This window comes from Streptomyces sp. 13-12-16 (genome assembly GCF_002114215.1).
Classification (GTDB): domain Bacteria; phylum Actinomycetota; class Actinomycetes; order Streptomycetales; family Streptomycetaceae; genus Streptomyces.
In genome coordinates, this window is the sequence record NZ_NCTE01000353.1 from 1 (window position 1) to 17,053 (window position 17,053).

Genomic DNA, 17,053 nt, shown 5'->3' on the forward strand with positions numbered 1-17,053 from the left:
CGCCTCGGTGTTGACGACGTACGCCAGGGCGGGCGCGTCCGCCGCCTGCTCGGCCGGCACCGCCCGCGGGGCCGCCGAGGCCGCCGCCGGCAGGAAACCGAGCGAGGCGGTCAGGGACAGCACGACGGGCACGGCGAGGGCGAGCCGGCGCCTGGAACGCAGATGAGCCATGGGGTCTCCACATCATCCGGAAACGAAACCGGCCCGAGACACGGGTGGTGCTCGGGCAGGTACATGACGGGGTGGTGCAGGGTGAAGCTATCCCGCGCTCTCGCTGGCCAGCAATGTTTTGCCGCGAACACCTTCGGAAAACGCCGGAGGAAAAGAACGGCGGAGAGTTGAACCGGTCCTCGCGTGGCGCCGTGCCCTTGGGCAGGAAGCGCGAGGACACTCGCCTTTCGTCCCCGCCCGAACCGAACCGCACCGCGAGGAGACCCCGTGGCCGCCGAAGCACCGCCCCCCTCGACAGAACAACGCAAACTCCCCACCCCCGAGGAGTTCACCGAGGTGCAGGAGAGCGCTGAGTTCGGTGAACTGCGCCGCTCCTACCGCTCCTTCGCCTTCCCGCTGACCGTCGCGTTCATCATCTGGTACCTGCTGTACGTCCTGCTCTCCAACTACGCGGGCGACTTCATGGGCGCGAAGCTGTTCGGCAACATCAACGTCGCCTTCGTCTTCGGCGTCCTGCAGTTCGTCACCACGTTCCTCATCGCGTGGTGGTACTCCCGGCACGCCGCCGCCAAGCTCGACCCCAAGGCCGAGGCCATCAAGACCCGTATGGAGGGCGGCGCATGAGCCCCTCGATCACCCACGTCACCCTCGCCGCGAGCGAGGCGAGCGAACACCGCGCGCTGATCATCACCCTGTTCGTGCTGTTCGTCCTCGCGACCCTCGGCATCACCGTCTGGGCGGGCCGGCAGACCAAGGACGCCGCCGACTTCTACGCGGGCGGACGACAGTTCAGCGCCTTCCAGAACGGGCTCGCGGTCTCCGGTGACTACATGTCGGCCGCCTCCTTCCTCGGCATCGCGGGCGCCATCGCCCTCTTCGGCTACGACGGCTTCCTGTACTCGATCGGCTTCCTGGTCGCCTGGCTGGTGGCACTGCTGCTGGTCGCCGAGCCGCTGCGGAACTCCGGCCGCTACACCATGGGCGACGTCCTCGCCTACCGCATGCGCCAGCGCCCGGTGCGCACCGCGGCCGGCACCTCGACCATCGTCGTGTCGATCTTCTACCTGCTGGCCCAGATGGCGGGCGCGGGCATCCTCGTCTCGCTGCTGCTCGGCATCACCTCCGACGCCGGCAAGATCCTCATCGTGGCCATGGTCGGCATCCTGATGATCGTGTACGTCTCCATCGGCGGCATGAAGGGCACCACCTGGGTCCAGATGGTCAAGGCCGTGCTGCTCATCGGCGGCACCATCCTCATCACCTTCCTGGTGCTGCTGAAGTTCAACTTCAACATCTCCGACCTGCTGGGCAGCGCCGCCGAGAAGAGCGGCAAGGGCGACGCCTTCCTCGAGCCCGGCCTCCAGTACGGCGCCGACGGCACCACCAAGCTGGACTTCATCTCCCTCGGCATCGCCCTGGTGCTGGGCACCGCCGGCCTGCCGCACATCCTGATCCGCTTCTACACGGTGCCCAACGCCAAGGCCGCCCGGAAGTCCGTGAACTGGGCCATCGGCATCATCGGCGGCTTCTACCTGATGACCATCGCCCTCGGCTTCGGCGCCGCCGCGCTGATCTCCCAGGAGGAGATCATCGAATCCAACCCGTCCGGCAACACGGCGGCCCCGCTGCTCGCCCTGCACCTGGGCGGCGTCGACTCGGCCTGGGGCGCGATCCTGCTCGCCACCATCTCGGCGGTCGCCTTCGCGACGATCCTCGCCGTGGTCGCCGGACTCACCCTCGCCTCGTCGTCCTCCTTCGCGCACGACATCTACGCCAACGTCATCCGCAAGGGACAGGCCACCGAGAAGGAGGAGATGCGGGCGGCCCGCTGGGCGACCGTCCTCATCGGCGTCGTCTCCATCGCGCTGGGCACCCTCGCCCGCGACCTGAACGTGGCCGGCCTGGTCGCGCTGGCCTTCGCGGTCGCCGCCTCCGCCAACCTGCCGACCATCCTGTACAGCCTGTTCTGGAAGCGGTTCACCACCCAGGGCGCGCTGTGGTCGATCTACGGCGGCCTCGTCGTCGCCGTCGGCCTGGTGCTGTTCTCGCCCGTGGTGTCCGGCGACCCCAAGGCGATGTTCCCCGACGTCGACTTCGCCTGGTTCCCGCTGAAGAACCCGGGCATCATCTCCATCCCGTTCGGTTTCGCGATGGGCTGGCTCGGTACCGTCCTGTCCAAGGAGGAGCCCGACGCCAAGAAGTACGCGGAGCTGGAGGTCCGGTCCCTGACCGGCACCGGCGCCCACTGATCCGCACACGCGCGACGGCCGCGTCGCAGGGACGCCTGCAGGTCCCTGCGACGCGGTCGTTCGTCCCTCGTCACATCGGGTCGCTGTGGGTTGTCGGCGGCGTCACGTAGGCTCGCAGGTAGCCGGGCACGAGTGATCCGTGTAGAGGGAGGGGGCCCACGTGCTCATCGACACCTACGGCCGAGTGGCCACCGATCTGAGGGTCTCGCTGACCGACCGGTGCAATCTGCGCTGCACCTACTGCATGCCCGAGGAGGGCCTGCAGTGGCTGGCCAAGCCCGACCTGCTCACCGACGACGAGATCGTCCGCCTCGTCGACATCGCCGTCACCTCCCTCGGTATCGAGGAGGTCCGCTTCACCGGCGGTGAGCCGCTGCTCCGTCCCGGCCTGGCCGGCATCGTCGAGCGCGTCGCCGCCCTGGAACCCCGTCCGCAGATGTCCCTCACCACCAACGGTATCGGGCTCCGCCGTATCGCGCCCGCCCTGAAGGAGGCGGGCCTGGACCGGGTCAACGTCTCCCTGGACACGCTCCGCCCGGACGTCTTCAAGACCCTCACCCGCCGCGACCGCCACCAGGACGTCCTCGACGGCCTCCACGCGGCCCGCGAGGCCGGCCTGACCCCGGTGAAGGTCAACTCGGTCCTGATGCCGGGGCTCAACGGCGACGAGGCCCCCGACCTCCTCGCCTGGGCCGTGGAGCACGGCTACGAGCTGCGCTTCATCGAGCAGATGCCCCTGGACGCCCAGCACGGCTGGAAGCGCGAGGGCATGATCACCGCCGGGGACATCCTGGCCTCCCTGCGCACCCGCTTCGAGCTGACCCCCGAGGGCGACGAGGCGCGCGGCTCCGCACCGGCCGAGCGCTGGCTGGTCGACGGCGGCCCGCACCGCGTCGGCGTCATCGCCTCCGTCACCCGGCCCTTCTGCGCGGCCTGCGACCGCACCCGCCTGACGGCCGACGGACAGATACGCACCTGCCTGTTCGCCACCGAGGAGACCGACCTCCGCGCGGCCCTCCGCTCCGGCGCCCCGGACGAGGAGATCGCCCGCATCTGGAAGCTGGCGATGTGGGGCAAGAAGGCGGGAGCGGGCCTGGACGACCCGACTTTCGTCCAGCCGGACAGGCCGATGTCGGCTATCGGGGGCTAGTCACGACCCCCTGGAGGGGAGCGGGGCGGCGATGCCGCTCAGACGCCCCGCGCTTCCCACTCCTCCAGGGGAACGACCTCCTTCAGGAACCCCCGCACCCCCAGGAACTGGGACAGGTGCTCCCGGTGCTCCTCGCAGGCGAGCCACGTCTTCCGCCGTTCGGGCGTATGGACCTTCGGGTTGTTCCACGCCAGTACGTGGACCGCGGCGTCACGGCAACCCTTGGCGGAACAGATCGGCGTCTCGGGATCGGGGAGCATCACACCCCCGACCCTAACCCGCCCGGAAAAGGCGACGCCGAGCAGCCACGGGGGGAGCTGCCCGGCGTCGGTCCGTCGCTCCGACGGGGGATGCGGAGCGCGTACGAAGTATGTCACGGGTCACCCCGCCCCCGGCACCGGAACAACATGATTGATCTGAGCTTTTCTTGAGCTTGGCGGGTAAGTGCCTTCCGCTTTCCGCGGTCCGCGCTCACTCCCCGATCCTCACGACCCCTCGGGCCGCTCCGTTCGTGCGCCCGGCGCCGTCTGCGACGCCACATCTTCCGCATCGGATTCCCCGGAACCGTCATTCGTCCGCGACGGCGCGATCATCGGCTTCATCGGCACCGTCACGAAGGTCGACGGCAGGGACGGCGCGTTCTCGCGCCCGGCGTTGGCGATCACCACCGCGACGTACGGCAGGACCGCCCCGAGCACCAGCGCCACGATCGCGACGTGCCGCTCCACGTTCCACAGCGTCGCCGCGAGGATGACCGAGATCGTACGGACGACCATCGAGATCACATACCGGCGCTGCCGCCCCCGTACGTCCTCCTGGAGGCCCGTCCGGGCACCGGTGATCCGGAACACCTGGGCGCTGCCACCGCCATGCTGCTTCCGCATCACATTCCACCATCCGCCCGCATCGGACCTTCCCCGTACCTGACCGGCCGCCGTCCCGTTCCGTGACACCGGGTCCGGACATGTCCACGTTACGCCGCGCCCGGCCGGGCCACGAGGGTGGGTCACCCCGCTCCGTGGCGCGTACGGCATGTCCGACATGCGGCGTACCGCGTCTCGGCCGACACTGGCCGTAATGCTCGCGTCAAGCCGTACGAGGAGGCAGTCATGGGCTGGTTGTGGGCGATCATCGTGGGATTCGTGCTCGGCCTGATCGCCAAGGCGGTGATCCCCGGCAAGCAGCACCTCCCGCTGTGGCTGGCCACCATCTGCGGCATGATCGGCGCCGTCGTGGGCAACGCCATCGCGCGGGGCTTCGGGATCGAGGAGACGCGGGGCATCGACTGGGGCCGGCACATCTTCCAGCTGGGCGCGGCGATCGTCGTCGTCCTGCTCGCGGAGATGCTGTACACCGCGATGCAGCGCAGGAAGCACGAGCGGCAACGGGTCTGACCCGGCGCGTACGGCGACGACGGCGTACGACGAAGGGGCGGCCCCCGGCACACGCCGGAGACCGCCCCGCACCGGTCCGTCGGCTCAGCCGGCCGTGACCTCCACCGCCGCCAGGTTCTTCTTGCCCCGGCGCAGCACCAGCCAGCGCCCGTGCAGCAGGTCCTCCTCGGCGGGGACGGCGTCCTCGGCGGTGACCTTGACGTTGTTCACGTAGGCGCCGCCCTCCTTCACCGTGCGCCGCGCGGCCGACTTGCTCGGCACCAGACCGACCTCGGCGAACAGGTCGACCACCTGACCCAGCTCGGCCACCTTGACGTGCGGCACCTCGGAGAGCGCCGCCGCCAGCGTCCGGTCGTCCAGCTCCGTCAGTTCGCCCTGGCCGAAGAGGGCCTTGGACGCGGCGATCACGGCGGCCGTCTGGTCGGCGCAGTGCACCAGTGTCGTCAGCTCCTCGGCCAGCGCGCGCTGCGCGGCACGGGCCTGCGGACGCTCCTCGGTCTGCCGCTCCAGCTCCTCCAGCTCCTCGCGGGACTTGAAGGACAGGACCCGCATGTAGCCGGAGATGTCCCGGTCGTCCACGTTCAGCCAGAACTGGTAGAACGCGTACGGCGTCGTCATCTCCGGGTCGAGCCAGACGGCGCCGCCCTCGGTCTTGCCGAACTTGGTGCCGTCCGCCTTCGTCATCAGCGGCGTGGCGTAGGCGTGGACGGTGGCCTCCGGCTCCAGCCGGTGCAGCAGGTCCAGGCCGGCCGTGAGGTTGCCCCACTGGTCGCTGCCGCCCTGCTGCATCGTGCAGCCGTAGCGCCGGTAGAGCTGGAGGAAGTCCATCGCCTGGAGCAGCTGGTAGCTGAACTCCGTGTAGCTGATGCCTTCGGAGGACTCCAGGCGCCGGGCGACCGAGTCCTTCGTCAGCATCTTGTTGACGCGGAAGTGCTTGCCGATGTCCCGCAGGAACTCGATCGCGGAGAGGTTCTGCGTCCAGTCGAGGTTGTTGACCATCACGGCCGCGTTCTCGCCCTCGAAGGTCAGGAACGGCTCGATCTGGCCGCGCAGCCGCTCGACCCAGCCCGCGACGGTCTCCGGCGAGTTCAGCGTGCGCTCCGCGGTCGGGCGCGGGTCGCCGATCTGGCCCGTGGCCCCGCCGACCAGCGCCAGCGGCCGGTGACCGGCCTGCTGGAGCCGGCGCATGGTGAGCACCTGCACCAGGTGTCCCACGTGCAGCGACGGCGCGGTCGGGTCGAAGCCGCAATAGAACGTGACGGGACCGTCCGCGAGCGCCTTGCGCAAAGCGTCCTCGTCAGTGGACTGGGCGAACAGCCCGCGCCACTTCAGCTCGTCGACGATGTCCGTCACGGTTCTCGTGTCTCCTCGATGATCTTCGGCCGTTCGGGTGACGGCCGATTGCGAACGCCTACGAGGTTATACGCCCTGGCTGACAGAGCTCATATTGAAATCGGGGACGCGCAGCGCGGGCATCGCCGCCCTGGTGAACCAGTCGCCCCACTCCCTGGGCAGCGTCTTCTCCGTACGCCCGGCCTCCGAGGCCCGGCCCAGCAGGTCCACCGGCGACTCGTTGAACCGGAAGTTGTTCACCTCGCCGGTGACCTCACCGTTCTCGACGAGGTAGACGCCGTCCCGGGTCAGGCCGGTGAGCAGCAGCGTCGCCGGGTCGACCTCGCGGATGTACCACAGGCAGGTCAGCAGCAGCCCCCGCCCGGTGGCCGCGACCATCTCCTCCAGGGAGCGGTCGTCGCCCCCGTCCAGGATCAGGTTGTCGATCCCGGGCGCCGTCGGCAGTCCGGTCAGGCCCGCGCCGTGCCGGCTGGTGGTCAGGTGCTTCAGCTCGCCCTCGCGGATCCACTCCGTCGCCGACAGCGGCAGCCCGTTGTCGAACACCGACTGGTCGCCGCCGGAGGAGTGCGCGATCACGAACGGCGCCGACTCCAGGCCCGGCTCGTCCGGGTCGCTGCGCAGGGTCAGCGGCAGCCCGGTCAGCCGCTCGCCGACCCGGGTGCCGCCGCCCGGCTTGGAGAACACCGTGCGCCCCTCGGCCGCGTCCCGCCCCGAGGCCGACCAGAACTGGTAGATCAGCAGGTCCGCCACCGCGGTCGGCGGCAGCAGCGTCTCGTACCGGCCCGCGGGCAGCTCCAGACGCCGCTCGGCCCAGCCCAGCCGTACGGCCAGCTCCGCGTCGAGCGCCGCGGGGTCGACGTCCTTGAAGTCCCGCGTGGAGCGCCCCGCCCACGCCGACCGCGTACGGTCCGGCGACTTGGCGTTCAGCTCCAGGGTCCCGTTCGGCTGGTCGTGCCGCAGCCGCAGCCCCGTCGACGTGCCGAGGTAGCTGGAGACCAGCTCGTGGTTGGCGAAGCCGTACAGCTCCCGGCCACCGGCACGCGCGCGTGCGAACGCCTCGCCCAGCGCCGGGGCGAAGTCCGCGAACACGGCGGAGGAGGTCTCGGCGGGCGCCTCCGTGAACTCGGGCGACGGGGCCACCCCCGTGACCAGCGGCTGCGCGTCCTCGGCCGGACCGGCGCCCCGCGCGGCGGCCTCGGCGGCCCGCACCAGCGGCTCCAGCTCGTCCACGGTCACCGCGGACCGGGACACCACCCCGGACGCCGTGCCCTGGGCTCCGTCCACCGTGGCGATCACGGTGAGCGTGCGCCCGCGCGTGACACCGTTCGTGGTGAGCGCGTTGCCCGCCCAGCGCAGATTGGCGGTCGACTCCTCGTCGGCGATCACGACACAGCCGTCGGCCCGGGACAGTTCGAGAGCGCGTTCGACGATCTCGTACGGCTTACTGGTGCGCGCGCTCATCGCCCGGCCTCCTGCGTGGTGTTCAGGCTGTGCTTTCCCGGGGGACGACCCCCGGACCCCCGGCCGGTCCCGGTGCTGGCGCTCATCGCCCGGCCTCCTGCGTGGTGTTCAGGCTGTGCTTTCCCGGGGGACGACCCCCGGACCCCCGGCCGATCCCGGTGCTGGCGCTCATCGCCCGGCCTCCTGCGTGGTGTTCAGAATGTTGACTCCCTTGAACAGGGCGGACGGGCAGCCGTGCGAGACCGCCGCGACCTGCCCCGGCTGCGCCTTGCCGCAGTTGAAGGCACCACCCAGGACGTACGTCTGCGGGCCGCCGACCGCTGCCATGGAACCCCAGAAGTCGGTGGTCGTGGCCTGGTAGGCGACGTCCCGCAGCTGCCCCGCGAGCCGTCCGTTCTCGATCCGGTAGAAGCGCTGCCCGGTGAACTGGAAGTTGTACCGCTGCATGTCGATCGACCACGACCGGTCACCGACGACGTAGATGCCCCGGTCCACGCCCCCGATCAGGTCCTCCGTCGACATCCCGGCCGGATCCGGCCGCAGCGACACGTTGGCCATGCGCTGCACCGGCACATGGCCGGGGGAGTCCGCGAACGCGCACCCGTTGGACCGCTCGAACCCGGTCAGCTTCGCGATCCGCCGGTCGAGCTGGTAGCCGACCAGCGTGCCGTCCTTCACCAGGTCCCAGGACTGCGCCTCGACGCCCTCGTCGTCGTAGCCGATGGTGGCGAGCCCGTGCTCGGCGGTGCGGTCACCGGTGACGTTCATCAGCTCGGAGCCGTACTTCAGCTTGCCCAGCAGATCGAAGGTGGCGAACGAGGTCCCGGCGTACGCCGCCTCGTAGCCGAGCGCCCGGTCCAGCTCGGTGGCGTGCCCGATGGACTCGTGGATGGTCAGCCACAGGTTGGACGGGTCCACCACCAGGTCGTACAGCCCCGCCTCGACGCTCGGCGCCCGCATCTTCTCCGCGAGCAGCTCCGGAATCCGCCCCAGCTCGTCGTCCCAGTCCCAGCCGGTGCCCGTCAGGTACTCCCAGCCCCGGCCGACGGGCGGCGCGAGGGTCCGCATGGAGTCGAACTCACCGCTGGAGTCGTCGACGGACACGGCCGTGAACACCGGGTGCAGCCGCACCCGCTGCTGCGTGGTCACGGTCCCGGCGGTGTCGGCGTAGAACTTGTTCTCGTGCACGGTGAGCAGCGAGGCGTCGACGTGGTCCACCCCGTTCGCCGCCAGCAGCCGCGCGCTCCACTCGGCCAGCAACCCGGCCTTCTCCTCGTCGGGCACCGCGAACGGATCGGTCTCGTACGACGACACCCAGGTCTTCTCGGAGTGCACCGGCTCGTCGGCCAGCTCGACCCTCTCGGTGGACCCGGCGGCCCGGATCACCTGCGCGGACAGCTTCGCCATCGCCACGGCCTGCGAGGCGACCTTGGCGGCGGCGTCCAGGGTGAGGTCCACCCCGGACGCGAACCCCCAGGTCCCGCCGTGCACCACGCGCACCGCGTAGCCGAGGTCGGTGGTGTCCGACGACCCGGCCGGCTTGGCGTCCCGGAACCGCCAGGACGCGTTGCGCACCCGCTCCAGGCGGAAGTCCGCGTGCTCCGCCCCGAGCGCCCTCGCGCGTGCGAGCGCGGCGTCGGCGAGCGCGCGCAACGGCAGCGCCAGGAACGACTGATCGACCTCGTGGGCCACGAGTGGCCTCCCCTTCTCACCATCGCGAGATGTGCTCATCCGCCAGCAGTGAACCACGGGTGCCCCCGGGGAACGTGACGGACGGCCGCCGCGGTGCGCCACTCGTGCCCGGGGATTCCCGACTCCCCCCGGAGCAGCGGCTGTTCACCGACCGGCAGAGGTCCCGTCACCGCCCGTGCGCGGAGTCGCCGTACGTTCGGGAGCGCCGGTCCGGACGATCATCCGGACAGCCCGACTCAAGGAGTGCGTATGCGTATGCGTCGTGTGGCCGCCCTGGCGGCCGCGACCGCCGGTCTTCTCACGGCCCTGTCCGCTCCCGCCGCGGTCGCCGACGGCAAGGCCGCCGCCGGCGGGCTGACGGCCTGCAACCACCGTGCGCAGGACATCACCGTGGAGTTCCCGCTGCGGGGCGGCTTCAGCACCTACCTCATCGACCCCGGCACCTGCCTGCGCACGGACCTGGGCGGCGGCCAGGCAGGTGAGCAGGCCGTGGCGTACGCCCACTACAGCGGCGGGCACAAGCTCGCCGTGGACCACTTCTTCTTCGACAGCCGGTCCTGGTACACCCGCCACGTGTACTGAGCCGAAGCGTTCCGGGAGCGCTCCCACCGGACCGCCCGGCCCGGCGGGAGCGCTCCCGCGCGTCCGGCCCCGCGCCGTCACCGGGCACGGGAAGCACGGGGGAGCTCCGCACACCCGTGACCGGACGGCGCGGCTTTCTGTAGGGACCCGACAGAGGCGGTGCGAAGGTGCTGTGGGTGGCCGATCGCTCGGATCGGTCCCCGTACCGATAGGTTTTCGGTGTACCAGACCGCTATTGAAAGGGTGACCCGATGAGCCGCTCGGTTCTCGTCACCGGTGGAAACCGGGGTATCGGCCTCGCCATTGCCGGCGCCTTCGCGGAGGCGGGCGACAAGGTCGCCATCACGTACCGTTCCGGTGAGCCGCCCCGGGTGCTCACGGAGCAGGGTGTCCTGGCGGTCCGGTGCGACATCACCGACCCCGAGCAGGTGGAGCAGGCCTACAAGGAGATCGAGGAGGCGCACGGCCCCGTCGAGGTGCTGGTGGCCAACGCCGGTGTCACCAAGGACCAGCTCCTGATGCGCATGTCCGAGGAGGACTTCACCTCGGTCGTCGACACCAACCTCACCGGCACCTTCCGGGTCGTCAAGCGCGCCAACCGCGGCATGCTGCGCGCCAAGAAGGGCCGCGTCGTGCTGATCTCCTCGGTGGTCGGACTGCTCGGCTCCGCGGGGCAGGCGAACTACGCCGCCTCCAAGGCCGGCCTGGTCGGCTTCGCGCGCTCCCTCGCCCGTGAGCTGGGCTCGCGCAACATCACCTTCAACGTCGTCGCGCCCGGTTTCGTCGACACCGACATGACCAAGGTGCTCACCGACGACCAGCGGGCGAACATCGTGTCGCAGGTGCCGCTCGGCCGGTACGCGAAGCCGGAGGAGATCGCCGCGACGGTGCGGTTCCTCGCCTCGGACGACGCCTCGTACATCACTGGAGCCGTCATTCCCGTTGACGGCGGACTGGGAATGGGTCACTGACACACATGAGCGGAATTCTCGAGGGCAAGCGCGTCCTGATCACCGGTGTGCTGATGGAGTCCTCCATCGCCTTCCACACCGCCAAGCTGGCTCAGGAGCAGGGTGCCGAGATCATCCTGACCGCGTTCCCGCGGCCCACTCTGACCGAGCGCATCGCCAAGAAGCTCCCCAAGCCCACCAAGGTCATCGAGCTCGACGTCACCAACGACGAGCACCTGGGCCGGCTGGCCGACGTGGTGGGCGAGGAGCTGGGCGGCCTCGACGGCGTCGTGCACTCCATCGGCTTCGCGCCGCAGGACGCGCTCGGCGGCAACTTCCTCAACACGCCGTTCGAGTCGGTCGCCACCGCCATGCACGTCTCGGCGTACTCCCTGAAGTCGCTGACCATGGCCTGCCTGCCGCTGATGCAGAACGGCGGCTCGGTCGTCGGCCTCACCTTCGACGCGCAGTACGCCTGGCCGCAGTACGACTGGATGGGCCCGGCCAAGGCCGCGCTGGAGGCCACCAGCCGCTACATGGCCCGTGACCTGGGCAAGCAGAACATCCGCTGCAACCTGATCTCGGCGGGCCCGATCGGCTCCATGGCCGCCAAGTCCATCCCGGGCTTCGGCGAGCTGGCTTCCGTCTGGGACACCCGCGCCCCGCTGGAGTGGGACCTGAAGGACCCGGAGCCGGCCGGCCGGGGTGTCGTCGCCCTGCTGAGCGACTGGTTCCCGAAGACCACGGGCGAGATCGTCCACGTGGACGGCGGTCTGCACGCCATCGGCGCCTGACCGGAGACGCCTCGCCGAGGGCCCGCACCCCGCACGGGGTGCGGGCCCTCGCGTCGTCACCCGAACGGCTCGGCGGCGCGGCCGGTCCGGCGCGGATCAGTCACCGGAGGGCGGTCCGAACAGCCCCGGCCGGCACACGAACGGATAGGCGGCGGCCTCCTCGGCCGCCGTCGCCGCGTCACCCGCGCGGATCGCGTCCACCAGCCGGCCGTGGTCCATGTGCATCTCCGGGGTCATGCCCTCGCCCACGTCGCCGCGCAGCCAGTCCCGCAGCACCTCGCTCAGGTCCGCGTACATCGCGGTCATCACGTCGTTGTGCGAGGCGGCCACGACCGCCAGGTGGAACGTGGCGTCCGCCGCCACGAACGCCTCCGCCTCACCCGACTCCCAGGCCTCCTCCCGGCGCAGCAGCAGGGTGTCGATCTGCTTGAGGTCCTTCTCCGTGCGCCGCTCGGCGGCCAGCCGTGCCGCCGCGGACTCCAGGGTCGAGCGCAGCTCGGCGATGTGCCGGGGGTCGGCGTCGGCGAAACGGCGGTGCATCACGCCCGCCAGCTCGCTCGTGGCCACCACGTACGTGCCCGAGCCCTGCCGGATGTCCAGCAGCCCGTTGTGCGCCAGCGCGCGGACGGCCTCGCGGACCGTGTTGCGGGCCACCCCCAGCTGCTCCACCAGTTCCGGCTCGGTGGGGATGCGCGCGCCGACCGGCCACTCGCCCGAGGTGATCTGGGCGCGCAGGGCGGCGATGACCTGCTCGGACAGGGCCGAACGACGGGGATGGCTCAACGGCATGACACACCTTCGCACGACAGGGGCGCTGTACGGCGACCACGGCATGGACAACCAATCATCCTATGATTCTATGATGGGCTTCATGGTTAGCGAGGAAAACCGGACGACCACGTCCACGACCGCACGCACGTCGGCCGCGTCCGGAGTCCGGACCGTCCCCGGGCTCGGGGCCACGCGCGCGTGGCGGACGCGACTGCTCGTCGTCGGCATCGTGCTGGCCGCGCTCAACCTCCGTCCCGCCATCACCAGCCTGGGCGCGCTGCTGGAGGAGGTCCGCGACGGGCTCGGCATGAGCGGGAGCGTGGCCGGACTGCTCACCTCCGTGCCCCCCTTGTGCTTCGCCGTCTTCGGTGTCACGGCGCCGCGGCTGGCCCGCAGGTTCGGCGCGGGCGCGGTGGTCTGCGCCGGCATGGTCGCCATCGGAGCCGGCCTGCTGATACGCCCGTACGTGGACGGCACGGCGGCGTTCCTGGCCACCAGCGCGCTGGCGCTGATGGGCATCGCCGTCAGCAACGTCCTGATGCCGGTCATCGTCAAGCGCTGGTTCCCCGACCGGGTCGGCTCCATGACCGGCCTGTACTCCATGGCCCTCGCCCTGGGCACCGCCACGGCGGCGGCCGTGACGGTGCCGCTGACCGACGCGCTGGGCGGGAACTGGCGCTCGGGCCTCGCCCTGTGGGCGGCCCTGGCGGCAGCCGCCGTACTGCCGTGGCTGCCCTTCGTACGGGCACGGGAACCGGAGCACGGCGGGGCGCGTGCCGGACGGGACGCTCCCGCCGGGGCGCCGGTACGGCTGCGCATCACCCGCAGCCGTACCGCCTGGGCGCTGGCCGTCTTCTTCGGGCTCCAGGCCACCGCCGCCTACATCACCATGGGCTGGATGGCGCAGATCTTCCGGGACGCGGGCGTCCCCGCGGGCACGGCCGGGCTGCTCCTCGCGGTCATCATGGTGATGGGCGTACCGCTGGCCTTCGTCATCCCGCGCCTCGCCACCCGGCTGCCCCACCAGGGCCCGATCGTGCTCGTGCTGGGCGTCAGCGGCCTCCTCGGATACGCGGGTCTGTACTTCGCGCCGGCCGCCGGTGCCTGGGTCTGGGCGCTGCTGCTGGGCGTCGCGAACTGCGCCTTCCCGCTGGCGCTCACCATGGTCGGGATGCGCGCCAGGACCGGCGCGGGCGTGGCCCAGCTGTCGGCCTTCGCCCAGAGCACCGGCTATCTGATCTCCATCCCCGGCCCGCTCCTGGTGGGCGTCCTCTACCAGCACAGCGGCGGCTGGGGCCTGCCGATCGCCCTGATGGCAGGCCTGATGATCCCCCAGATGATCGTGGGCGTCCTGGCAGGCCGCCCCCGCACGGTGGAGGACGAGGCAACAGCCCCCTGACCACCCCGCACCCTCCCACCCCTGCACGCAATCCCGCACCAACACGCGGTTCCGCCGTGTGGGCGCGAGGGGGGCTGGGCCATAGGGGCGCGGGGAACTGCGCGAAGGGGTCTGGGGGCGAAGCCCCCAGGGACGATGGGGGCACCTCCCGCTCGAGCGAAGCCGAGAGTGGGGGAGGGAAGGGGCGGCGGGGGCGAAAAAACGGCCCCTCCACGGCCGGAAGCCACCCCGGCGGACCGGCCGACGGAGCCACCGCACCCGAGGCCACGGCCGCCGGGCGCTCCGCGCGGCCCCTGGCCCCACCCCCGGCCGTCAGGCACCCCACACCCAGCCCGCGCGGCTGCGCGTACATGACCGCCGACCGCCCTGCGTGGCCGCCGGACGCCCACCCCGGCCGACAGGCCCCACCCCCGGCCGTCAGGCCACGCACACCACACCGCGCCACCCCCCGAGCCCACCGCAGGCGACCGAGGTGCGAGACTTGCCGCATGCCAGTCCTCGACCCCAATCCGCAGAACGGCCAGAAGAAGATGCTGCTCGTCTTCGGCGCGTTCTTCGCCATCTTCATCGTCATCGGCGTGATCGCGACCGTCCTCGCACCGTGACGCCCCATGGTGGTGCTGGCCCTACCATCCCCTAGGGGGCCAGGCTCAGGGTCAAGTGGGTGGGTCACCGGATGGGTTGGGCCCCCGGAAATCCGTACCTTCGAGATGTGGCCGCGAGACACGGGCCACGGACCACTCGAAGAGCGGAGGCCCCATGTCGGCGCGCACGCACACCCGACCCCACCCGGCCCCCCGGGGCGCCGTCGACACCCGGCTGCCGTGGTGGGCCCTGGCCCTGCCCACCCTCGCCTTCGTCGTCCTGCTCACCCTGGTCCTCAACCCCTCCGACGCCCACGCGGCCGTCGGTGATCCCGCGCTCACCCACCTCGTCGAGCGCGCGCAGCAGCTCATGGCCCGCTGAACACCCCGGAGGCGCCGGTCAACTCCCTGCGCCCCGTGGCCTGTTTCATGCGAAGCTGGGTCACATGAGCGTCGCAGAACCTCGCAGGATTGTCCTTTTCCGGCATGCGAAAGCCGACTGGCCCCCGGTCTCCGACCACGAGCGCCCACTCGCCGAGCGGGGCCGCATGGATGCCGCCGTCGCCGGGCGCAAGCTCGCCGACACGGGTATCGCCTTCGACCTGACCCTGTGCTCCACCGCGGTCCGGACCCGCGAGACCTGGAAGCTCGCGGTCCACGAGTTTCCCGAGCGGCCGAAGACCGTCTACGAGGAGCGGGTCTACGATGCCTCGCCCGGCGAGCTGATCGCCCTGCTCAACGAAACCCCCGACGACGCGCAGAACGTCCTCCTGGTCGGCCACAACCCGGGCGTCCAGGGACTCGCCGACATCCTGGCCGGCGCGGCGGAGGGCGACGCCCGCGAGCGCATGAACCGGCTCGGCTACCCGGCCGCCGCCTTCGCCGTCCTGTCCTTCACCGGCTCCTGGAAGTCCCTCGAGCCCGGCGTCGCCACGCTGGTCGACTACTGGGCGCCCACCGAGTGACACCCGGCACGGCAGGGGCCCGGCGCCCCACGTCTCTCGGTGCCGGGCCCGCCCGTCGCCGGGGCGCGCCCCGGCGACGGGCGGCTCAGCCCACGTCGAGCGTGTCCGCCGCCTCGACCTCTTCGCGGGTGACGCCGAGCAGGTACAGGACCGTGTCCAGGAAGGGGAAGTTCACCGCCGTGTGCGCGGCCTCGCGCACCACCGGCTTGGCGTTGAAGGCGACACCGAGCCCCGCCGCGTTCAGCATGTCGAGATCGTTCGCACCGTCACCGATCGCCACCGTCTGCGACAGCGGCACACCCGCCTCGGCGGCGAACCGGCGCAGCAGCCGGGCCTTGCCCGCCCGGTCCACGATCTCGCCGGTGACCCTGCCCGTCAGCTTCCCGTCGACGATCTCCAGGGTGTTGGCCTGGGCGAAGTCCAGCCCCAGCCGCTCCTTCAGATCATCCGTGACCTGGGTGAACCCACCCGAGACCACACCCACTTGGTAGCCGAGGCGCTTCAGCGTACGGATCAGGGTGCGGGCGCCCGGCGTCAGCCGCACCTCGCTGCGGACCTTGTCCACCACGGAGGCGTCCAGCCCCTCCAGCAGCGCCACGCGCGCGTGCAGCGACTGCTCGAAGTCCAGCTCCCCGCGCATCGCGGCCGCCGTCACCTCGGCGACCTCGTCCTCACAGCCGGCGTGCGCGGCGAAGAGTTCGATCACCTCGTCCTGGATGAGGGTGGAGTCCACGTCCATGACGACCAGGCGCTGCGCCCGCCGGTACAGCCCCGCCCCGACCACGGCGACGTCGACCCCGAGCCTGGCGGCGTCGGTCACCAGCGCGGTCCGCAGCGATTCCGTCTCCACGCCGGACACCGCGAACTCCACGGCGGTCACCGGGTACTTGGCGAGCCGGAAGATACGGTCGATGTTGCCGCCGGCCTTGGTGATCCGCGCGGCGATCGCCGCCGCGGCCTCCGAGGTGAGGGGGTGTCCCAGCACGGTGACCAGGGAGCGGCCGAGCCCGCGCGGACGGTTGTCGCCCTTGCCGGAGATGATCTCCGCCTGCATCTTCATCGACTCCGCCCAACTGTGGACGGTCGCCCGCAGATCCCCTTCCAGCCCCTTGGGCGGCTCGGTCACGAGCGCGCAGAGCACGATGCGGCCACGGGTGACGACCTGCTCGATGTCGACCACGTCGACCGAGTAGGCGGCGAGGGTGTCGAAGAGGCCGGCCGTGATGCCCGGCCGGTCCTTGCCGAAGATCTTGACAAGGAGGGTGGGAACGTCGGTGGTCTGCGATGCGCTCATGGTGTTCCCACCGTATCCGGCACCCGGTGCCCCGCGCCTCCGAGGTCCGCCAGCCGGACAACGAACACGGCCCGTCACCGGGATGTCCCGGAGCTTACGTACGGTCCGGTTTCCGGGGTGCCGGAGGAGGGGGCGGCGGTGGCGGTGGCGGCGGAGGAGGCTCGTCCGGCCACAACGGCGACCGCCCCCGGCCCCGCGGCCCGGCCCCGCGCCGGGGCGGCTCGACCGGCCCGATCACGGTGGG

General features: G+C 71.1%; 18 protein-coding genes. 11 read left to right on the forward strand and 7 right to left on the reverse strand.

The window, feature by feature from the left end; genetic code table 11:
• Window positions 1–438: 438 nt before the first annotated feature.
• The 3 genes from B7767_RS14885 (at window position 439) to moaA (ending at window position 3,570) form a co-directional block, all read left to right on the forward strand.
• Complete coding sequence (locus B7767_RS14885) at window positions 439–795, forward strand: DUF485 domain-containing protein (RefSeq protein WP_073937442.1); 357 nt, start codon at window positions 439–441, stop codon at window positions 793–795.
• The gene (locus tag B7767_RS14890) at window positions 792–2,420 is read left to right on the forward strand and encodes a cation acetate symporter (RefSeq protein WP_085572610.1); all 1,629 of its coding nucleotides are present in this window, start codon (window positions 792–794) and stop codon (window positions 2,418–2,420) included. Before B7767_RS14885 ends, B7767_RS14890 begins: the two co-directional genes overlap by 4 nt.
• A gap of 160 nt (window positions 2,421–2,580) precedes the next feature.
• Window positions 2,581–3,570 (forward strand): GTP 3',8-cyclase MoaA, encoded by a 990-nt coding sequence (gene moaA, locus B7767_RS14895; RefSeq protein WP_085572611.1) that lies wholly within the window; start codon window positions 2,581–2,583, stop codon window positions 3,568–3,570.
• A gap of 38 nt (window positions 3,571–3,608) precedes the next feature.
• Here moaA and B7767_RS14900 read toward each other — a convergent pair whose 3' ends face one another.
• Together B7767_RS14900 and B7767_RS14905 are read right to left on the reverse strand one after the other, a co-directional pair.
• Entirely contained in the window at window positions 3,609–3,830 is a 222-nt protein-coding gene (locus B7767_RS14900; RefSeq protein WP_085572625.1) for a hypothetical protein, read from the reverse strand.
• Between the two features lie 225 nt (window positions 3,831–4,055).
• Window positions 4,056–4,454, reverse strand: coding sequence for a DUF3099 domain-containing protein (locus tag B7767_RS14905; protein WP_085572612.1), 399 nt, complete (start codon window positions 4,452–4,454; stop codon window positions 4,056–4,058).
• A gap of 225 nt (window positions 4,455–4,679) precedes the next feature.
• Here B7767_RS14905 and B7767_RS14910 point away from each other — a divergent pair, with 225 nt between their 5' ends.
• Complete coding sequence (locus B7767_RS14910) at window positions 4,680–4,964, forward strand: GlsB/YeaQ/YmgE family stress response membrane protein (RefSeq protein WP_085572613.1); 285 nt, start codon at window positions 4,680–4,682, stop codon at window positions 4,962–4,964.
• 84 nt (window positions 4,965–5,048) lie between these two features.
• Here the strand turns inward: B7767_RS14910 and tyrS are convergent, their stop codons facing one another.
• From tyrS to B7767_RS14925, 3 genes are all read right to left on the reverse strand, one after another.
• A complete protein-coding gene (tyrS, locus tag B7767_RS14915) occupies window positions 5,049–6,317 on the reverse strand; it encodes a tyrosine--tRNA ligase (RefSeq protein ID WP_085572614.1) in 1,269 nt (422 codons plus the stop codon).
• A gap of 66 nt (window positions 6,318–6,383) precedes the next feature.
• A complete protein-coding gene (locus B7767_RS14920; RefSeq protein ID WP_085572615.1) occupies window positions 6,384–7,778 on the reverse strand; it encodes a metallopeptidase TldD-related protein in 1,395 nt (464 codons plus the stop codon).
• Between the two features lie 168 nt (window positions 7,779–7,946).
• Window positions 7,947–9,470 carry a TldD/PmbA family protein gene (locus B7767_RS14925; RefSeq protein WP_085572616.1) on the reverse strand — a complete coding sequence of 508 codons (1,524 nt, stop codon included), beginning with the start codon at window positions 9,468–9,470 and terminating at the stop codon, window positions 7,947–7,949.
• 249 nt (window positions 9,471–9,719) lie between these two features.
• Between B7767_RS14925 and B7767_RS14930 the strand changes: the two genes are divergently transcribed.
• The 3 genes from B7767_RS14930 (at window position 9,720) to fabI (ending at window position 11,796) form a co-directional block, all read left to right on the forward strand.
• Entirely contained in the window at window positions 9,720–10,052 is a 333-nt protein-coding gene (locus B7767_RS14930; protein WP_143652467.1) for a hypothetical protein, read from the forward strand.
• 251 nt (window positions 10,053–10,303) lie between these two features.
• Window positions 10,304–11,023 (forward strand): 3-oxoacyl-[acyl-carrier-protein] reductase, encoded by a 720-nt coding sequence (fabG, locus tag B7767_RS14935; protein ID WP_085572618.1) that lies wholly within the window; start codon window positions 10,304–10,306, stop codon window positions 11,021–11,023.
• A gap of 5 nt (window positions 11,024–11,028) precedes the next feature.
• Complete coding sequence (gene fabI, locus B7767_RS14940) at window positions 11,029–11,796, forward strand: enoyl-ACP reductase FabI (RefSeq protein ID WP_085572619.1); 768 nt, start codon at window positions 11,029–11,031, stop codon at window positions 11,794–11,796.
• A gap of 96 nt (window positions 11,797–11,892) precedes the next feature.
• Here fabI and B7767_RS14945 read toward each other — a convergent pair whose 3' ends face one another.
• Window positions 11,893–12,585 (reverse strand): FadR/GntR family transcriptional regulator, encoded by a 693-nt coding sequence (locus B7767_RS14945; protein ID WP_085572620.1) that lies wholly within the window; start codon window positions 12,583–12,585, stop codon window positions 11,893–11,895.
• An 82-nt stretch (window positions 12,586–12,667) separates the two neighbouring features.
• Between B7767_RS14945 and B7767_RS14950 the strand changes: the two genes are divergently transcribed.
• From B7767_RS14950 to B7767_RS14960, 4 genes are all read left to right on the forward strand, one after another.
• The gene (locus B7767_RS14950; RefSeq protein WP_256923441.1) at window positions 12,668–13,966 is read left to right on the forward strand and encodes a CynX/NimT family MFS transporter; all 1,299 of its coding nucleotides are present in this window, start codon (window positions 12,668–12,670) and stop codon (window positions 13,964–13,966) included.
• A 488-nt stretch (window positions 13,967–14,454) separates the two neighbouring features.
• The gene (locus B7767_RS48015; protein WP_006132620.1) at window positions 14,455–14,571 is read left to right on the forward strand and encodes an SGM_5486 family transporter-associated protein; all 117 of its coding nucleotides are present in this window, start codon (window positions 14,455–14,457) and stop codon (window positions 14,569–14,571) included.
• Between the two features lie 154 nt (window positions 14,572–14,725).
• Entirely contained in the window at window positions 14,726–14,932 is a 207-nt protein-coding gene (locus B7767_RS14955) for a hypothetical protein (protein WP_085572622.1), read from the forward strand.
• 64 nt (window positions 14,933–14,996) lie between these two features.
• Window positions 14,997–15,515: a histidine phosphatase family protein gene (locus tag B7767_RS14960; protein ID WP_085572623.1), complete on the forward strand. Its 519-nt coding sequence runs from the start codon at window positions 14,997–14,999 to the stop codon at window positions 15,513–15,515.
• A gap of 85 nt (window positions 15,516–15,600) precedes the next feature.
• On the opposite strand, the gene serB is transcribed toward B7767_RS14960, so the two are convergent.
• Window positions 15,601–16,809, reverse strand: a complete 1,209-nt coding sequence (gene serB / locus B7767_RS14965) for a phosphoserine phosphatase SerB (RefSeq protein ID WP_085572624.1) — start codon at window positions 16,807–16,809, stop codon at window positions 15,601–15,603.
• Window positions 16,810–17,053 lie beyond the last annotated feature (244 nt).

Bases quoted from the DNA above. Each gene is read 5' to 3' on its own strand.
- B7767_RS14890 (WP_085572610.1), top strand. From the start codon at position 792: ATGAGCCCCTCGATCACCCACGTCACCCTCGCCGCGAGCGAGGCGAGC.
- B7767_RS14900 (WP_085572625.1), bottom strand. From the start codon at position 3,830: ATGCTCCCCGATCCCGAGACGCCGATCTGTTCCGCCAAGGGTTGCCGT.
- B7767_RS14905 (WP_085572612.1), bottom strand. From the start codon at position 4,454: ATGCGGAAGCAGCATGGCGGTGGCAGCGCCCAGGTGTTCCGGATCACC.
- B7767_RS14910 (WP_085572613.1), top strand. From the start codon at position 4,680: ATGGGCTGGTTGTGGGCGATCATCGTGGGATTCGTGCTCGGCCTGATC.
- B7767_RS14920 (WP_085572615.1), bottom strand. From the start codon at position 7,778: ATGAGCGCGCGCACCAGTAAGCCGTACGAGATCGTCGAACGCGCTCTC.
- B7767_RS14930 (WP_143652467.1), top strand. From the start codon at position 9,720: ATGCGTATGCGTCGTGTGGCCGCCCTGGCGGCCGCGACCGCCGGTCTT.
- fabG (WP_085572618.1), top strand. From the start codon at position 10,304: ATGAGCCGCTCGGTTCTCGTCACCGGTGGAAACCGGGGTATCGGCCTC.
- fabI (WP_085572619.1), top strand. From the start codon at position 11,029: ATGAGCGGAATTCTCGAGGGCAAGCGCGTCCTGATCACCGGTGTGCTG.
- B7767_RS14945 (WP_085572620.1), bottom strand. From the start codon at position 12,585: ATGCCGTTGAGCCATCCCCGTCGTTCGGCCCTGTCCGAGCAGGTCATC.
- B7767_RS14950 (WP_256923441.1), top strand. From the start codon at position 12,668: ATGGTTAGCGAGGAAAACCGGACGACCACGTCCACGACCGCACGCACG.
- B7767_RS48015 (WP_006132620.1), top strand. From the start codon at position 14,455: ATGCCAGTCCTCGACCCCAATCCGCAGAACGGCCAGAAGAAGATGCTG.
- B7767_RS14955 (WP_085572622.1), top strand. From the start codon at position 14,726: ATGTCGGCGCGCACGCACACCCGACCCCACCCGGCCCCCCGGGGCGCC.
- B7767_RS14960 (WP_085572623.1), top strand. From the start codon at position 14,997: ATGAGCGTCGCAGAACCTCGCAGGATTGTCCTTTTCCGGCATGCGAAA.
- serB (WP_085572624.1), bottom strand. From the start codon at position 16,809: ATGAGCGCATCGCAGACCACCGACGTTCCCACCCTCCTTGTCAAGATC.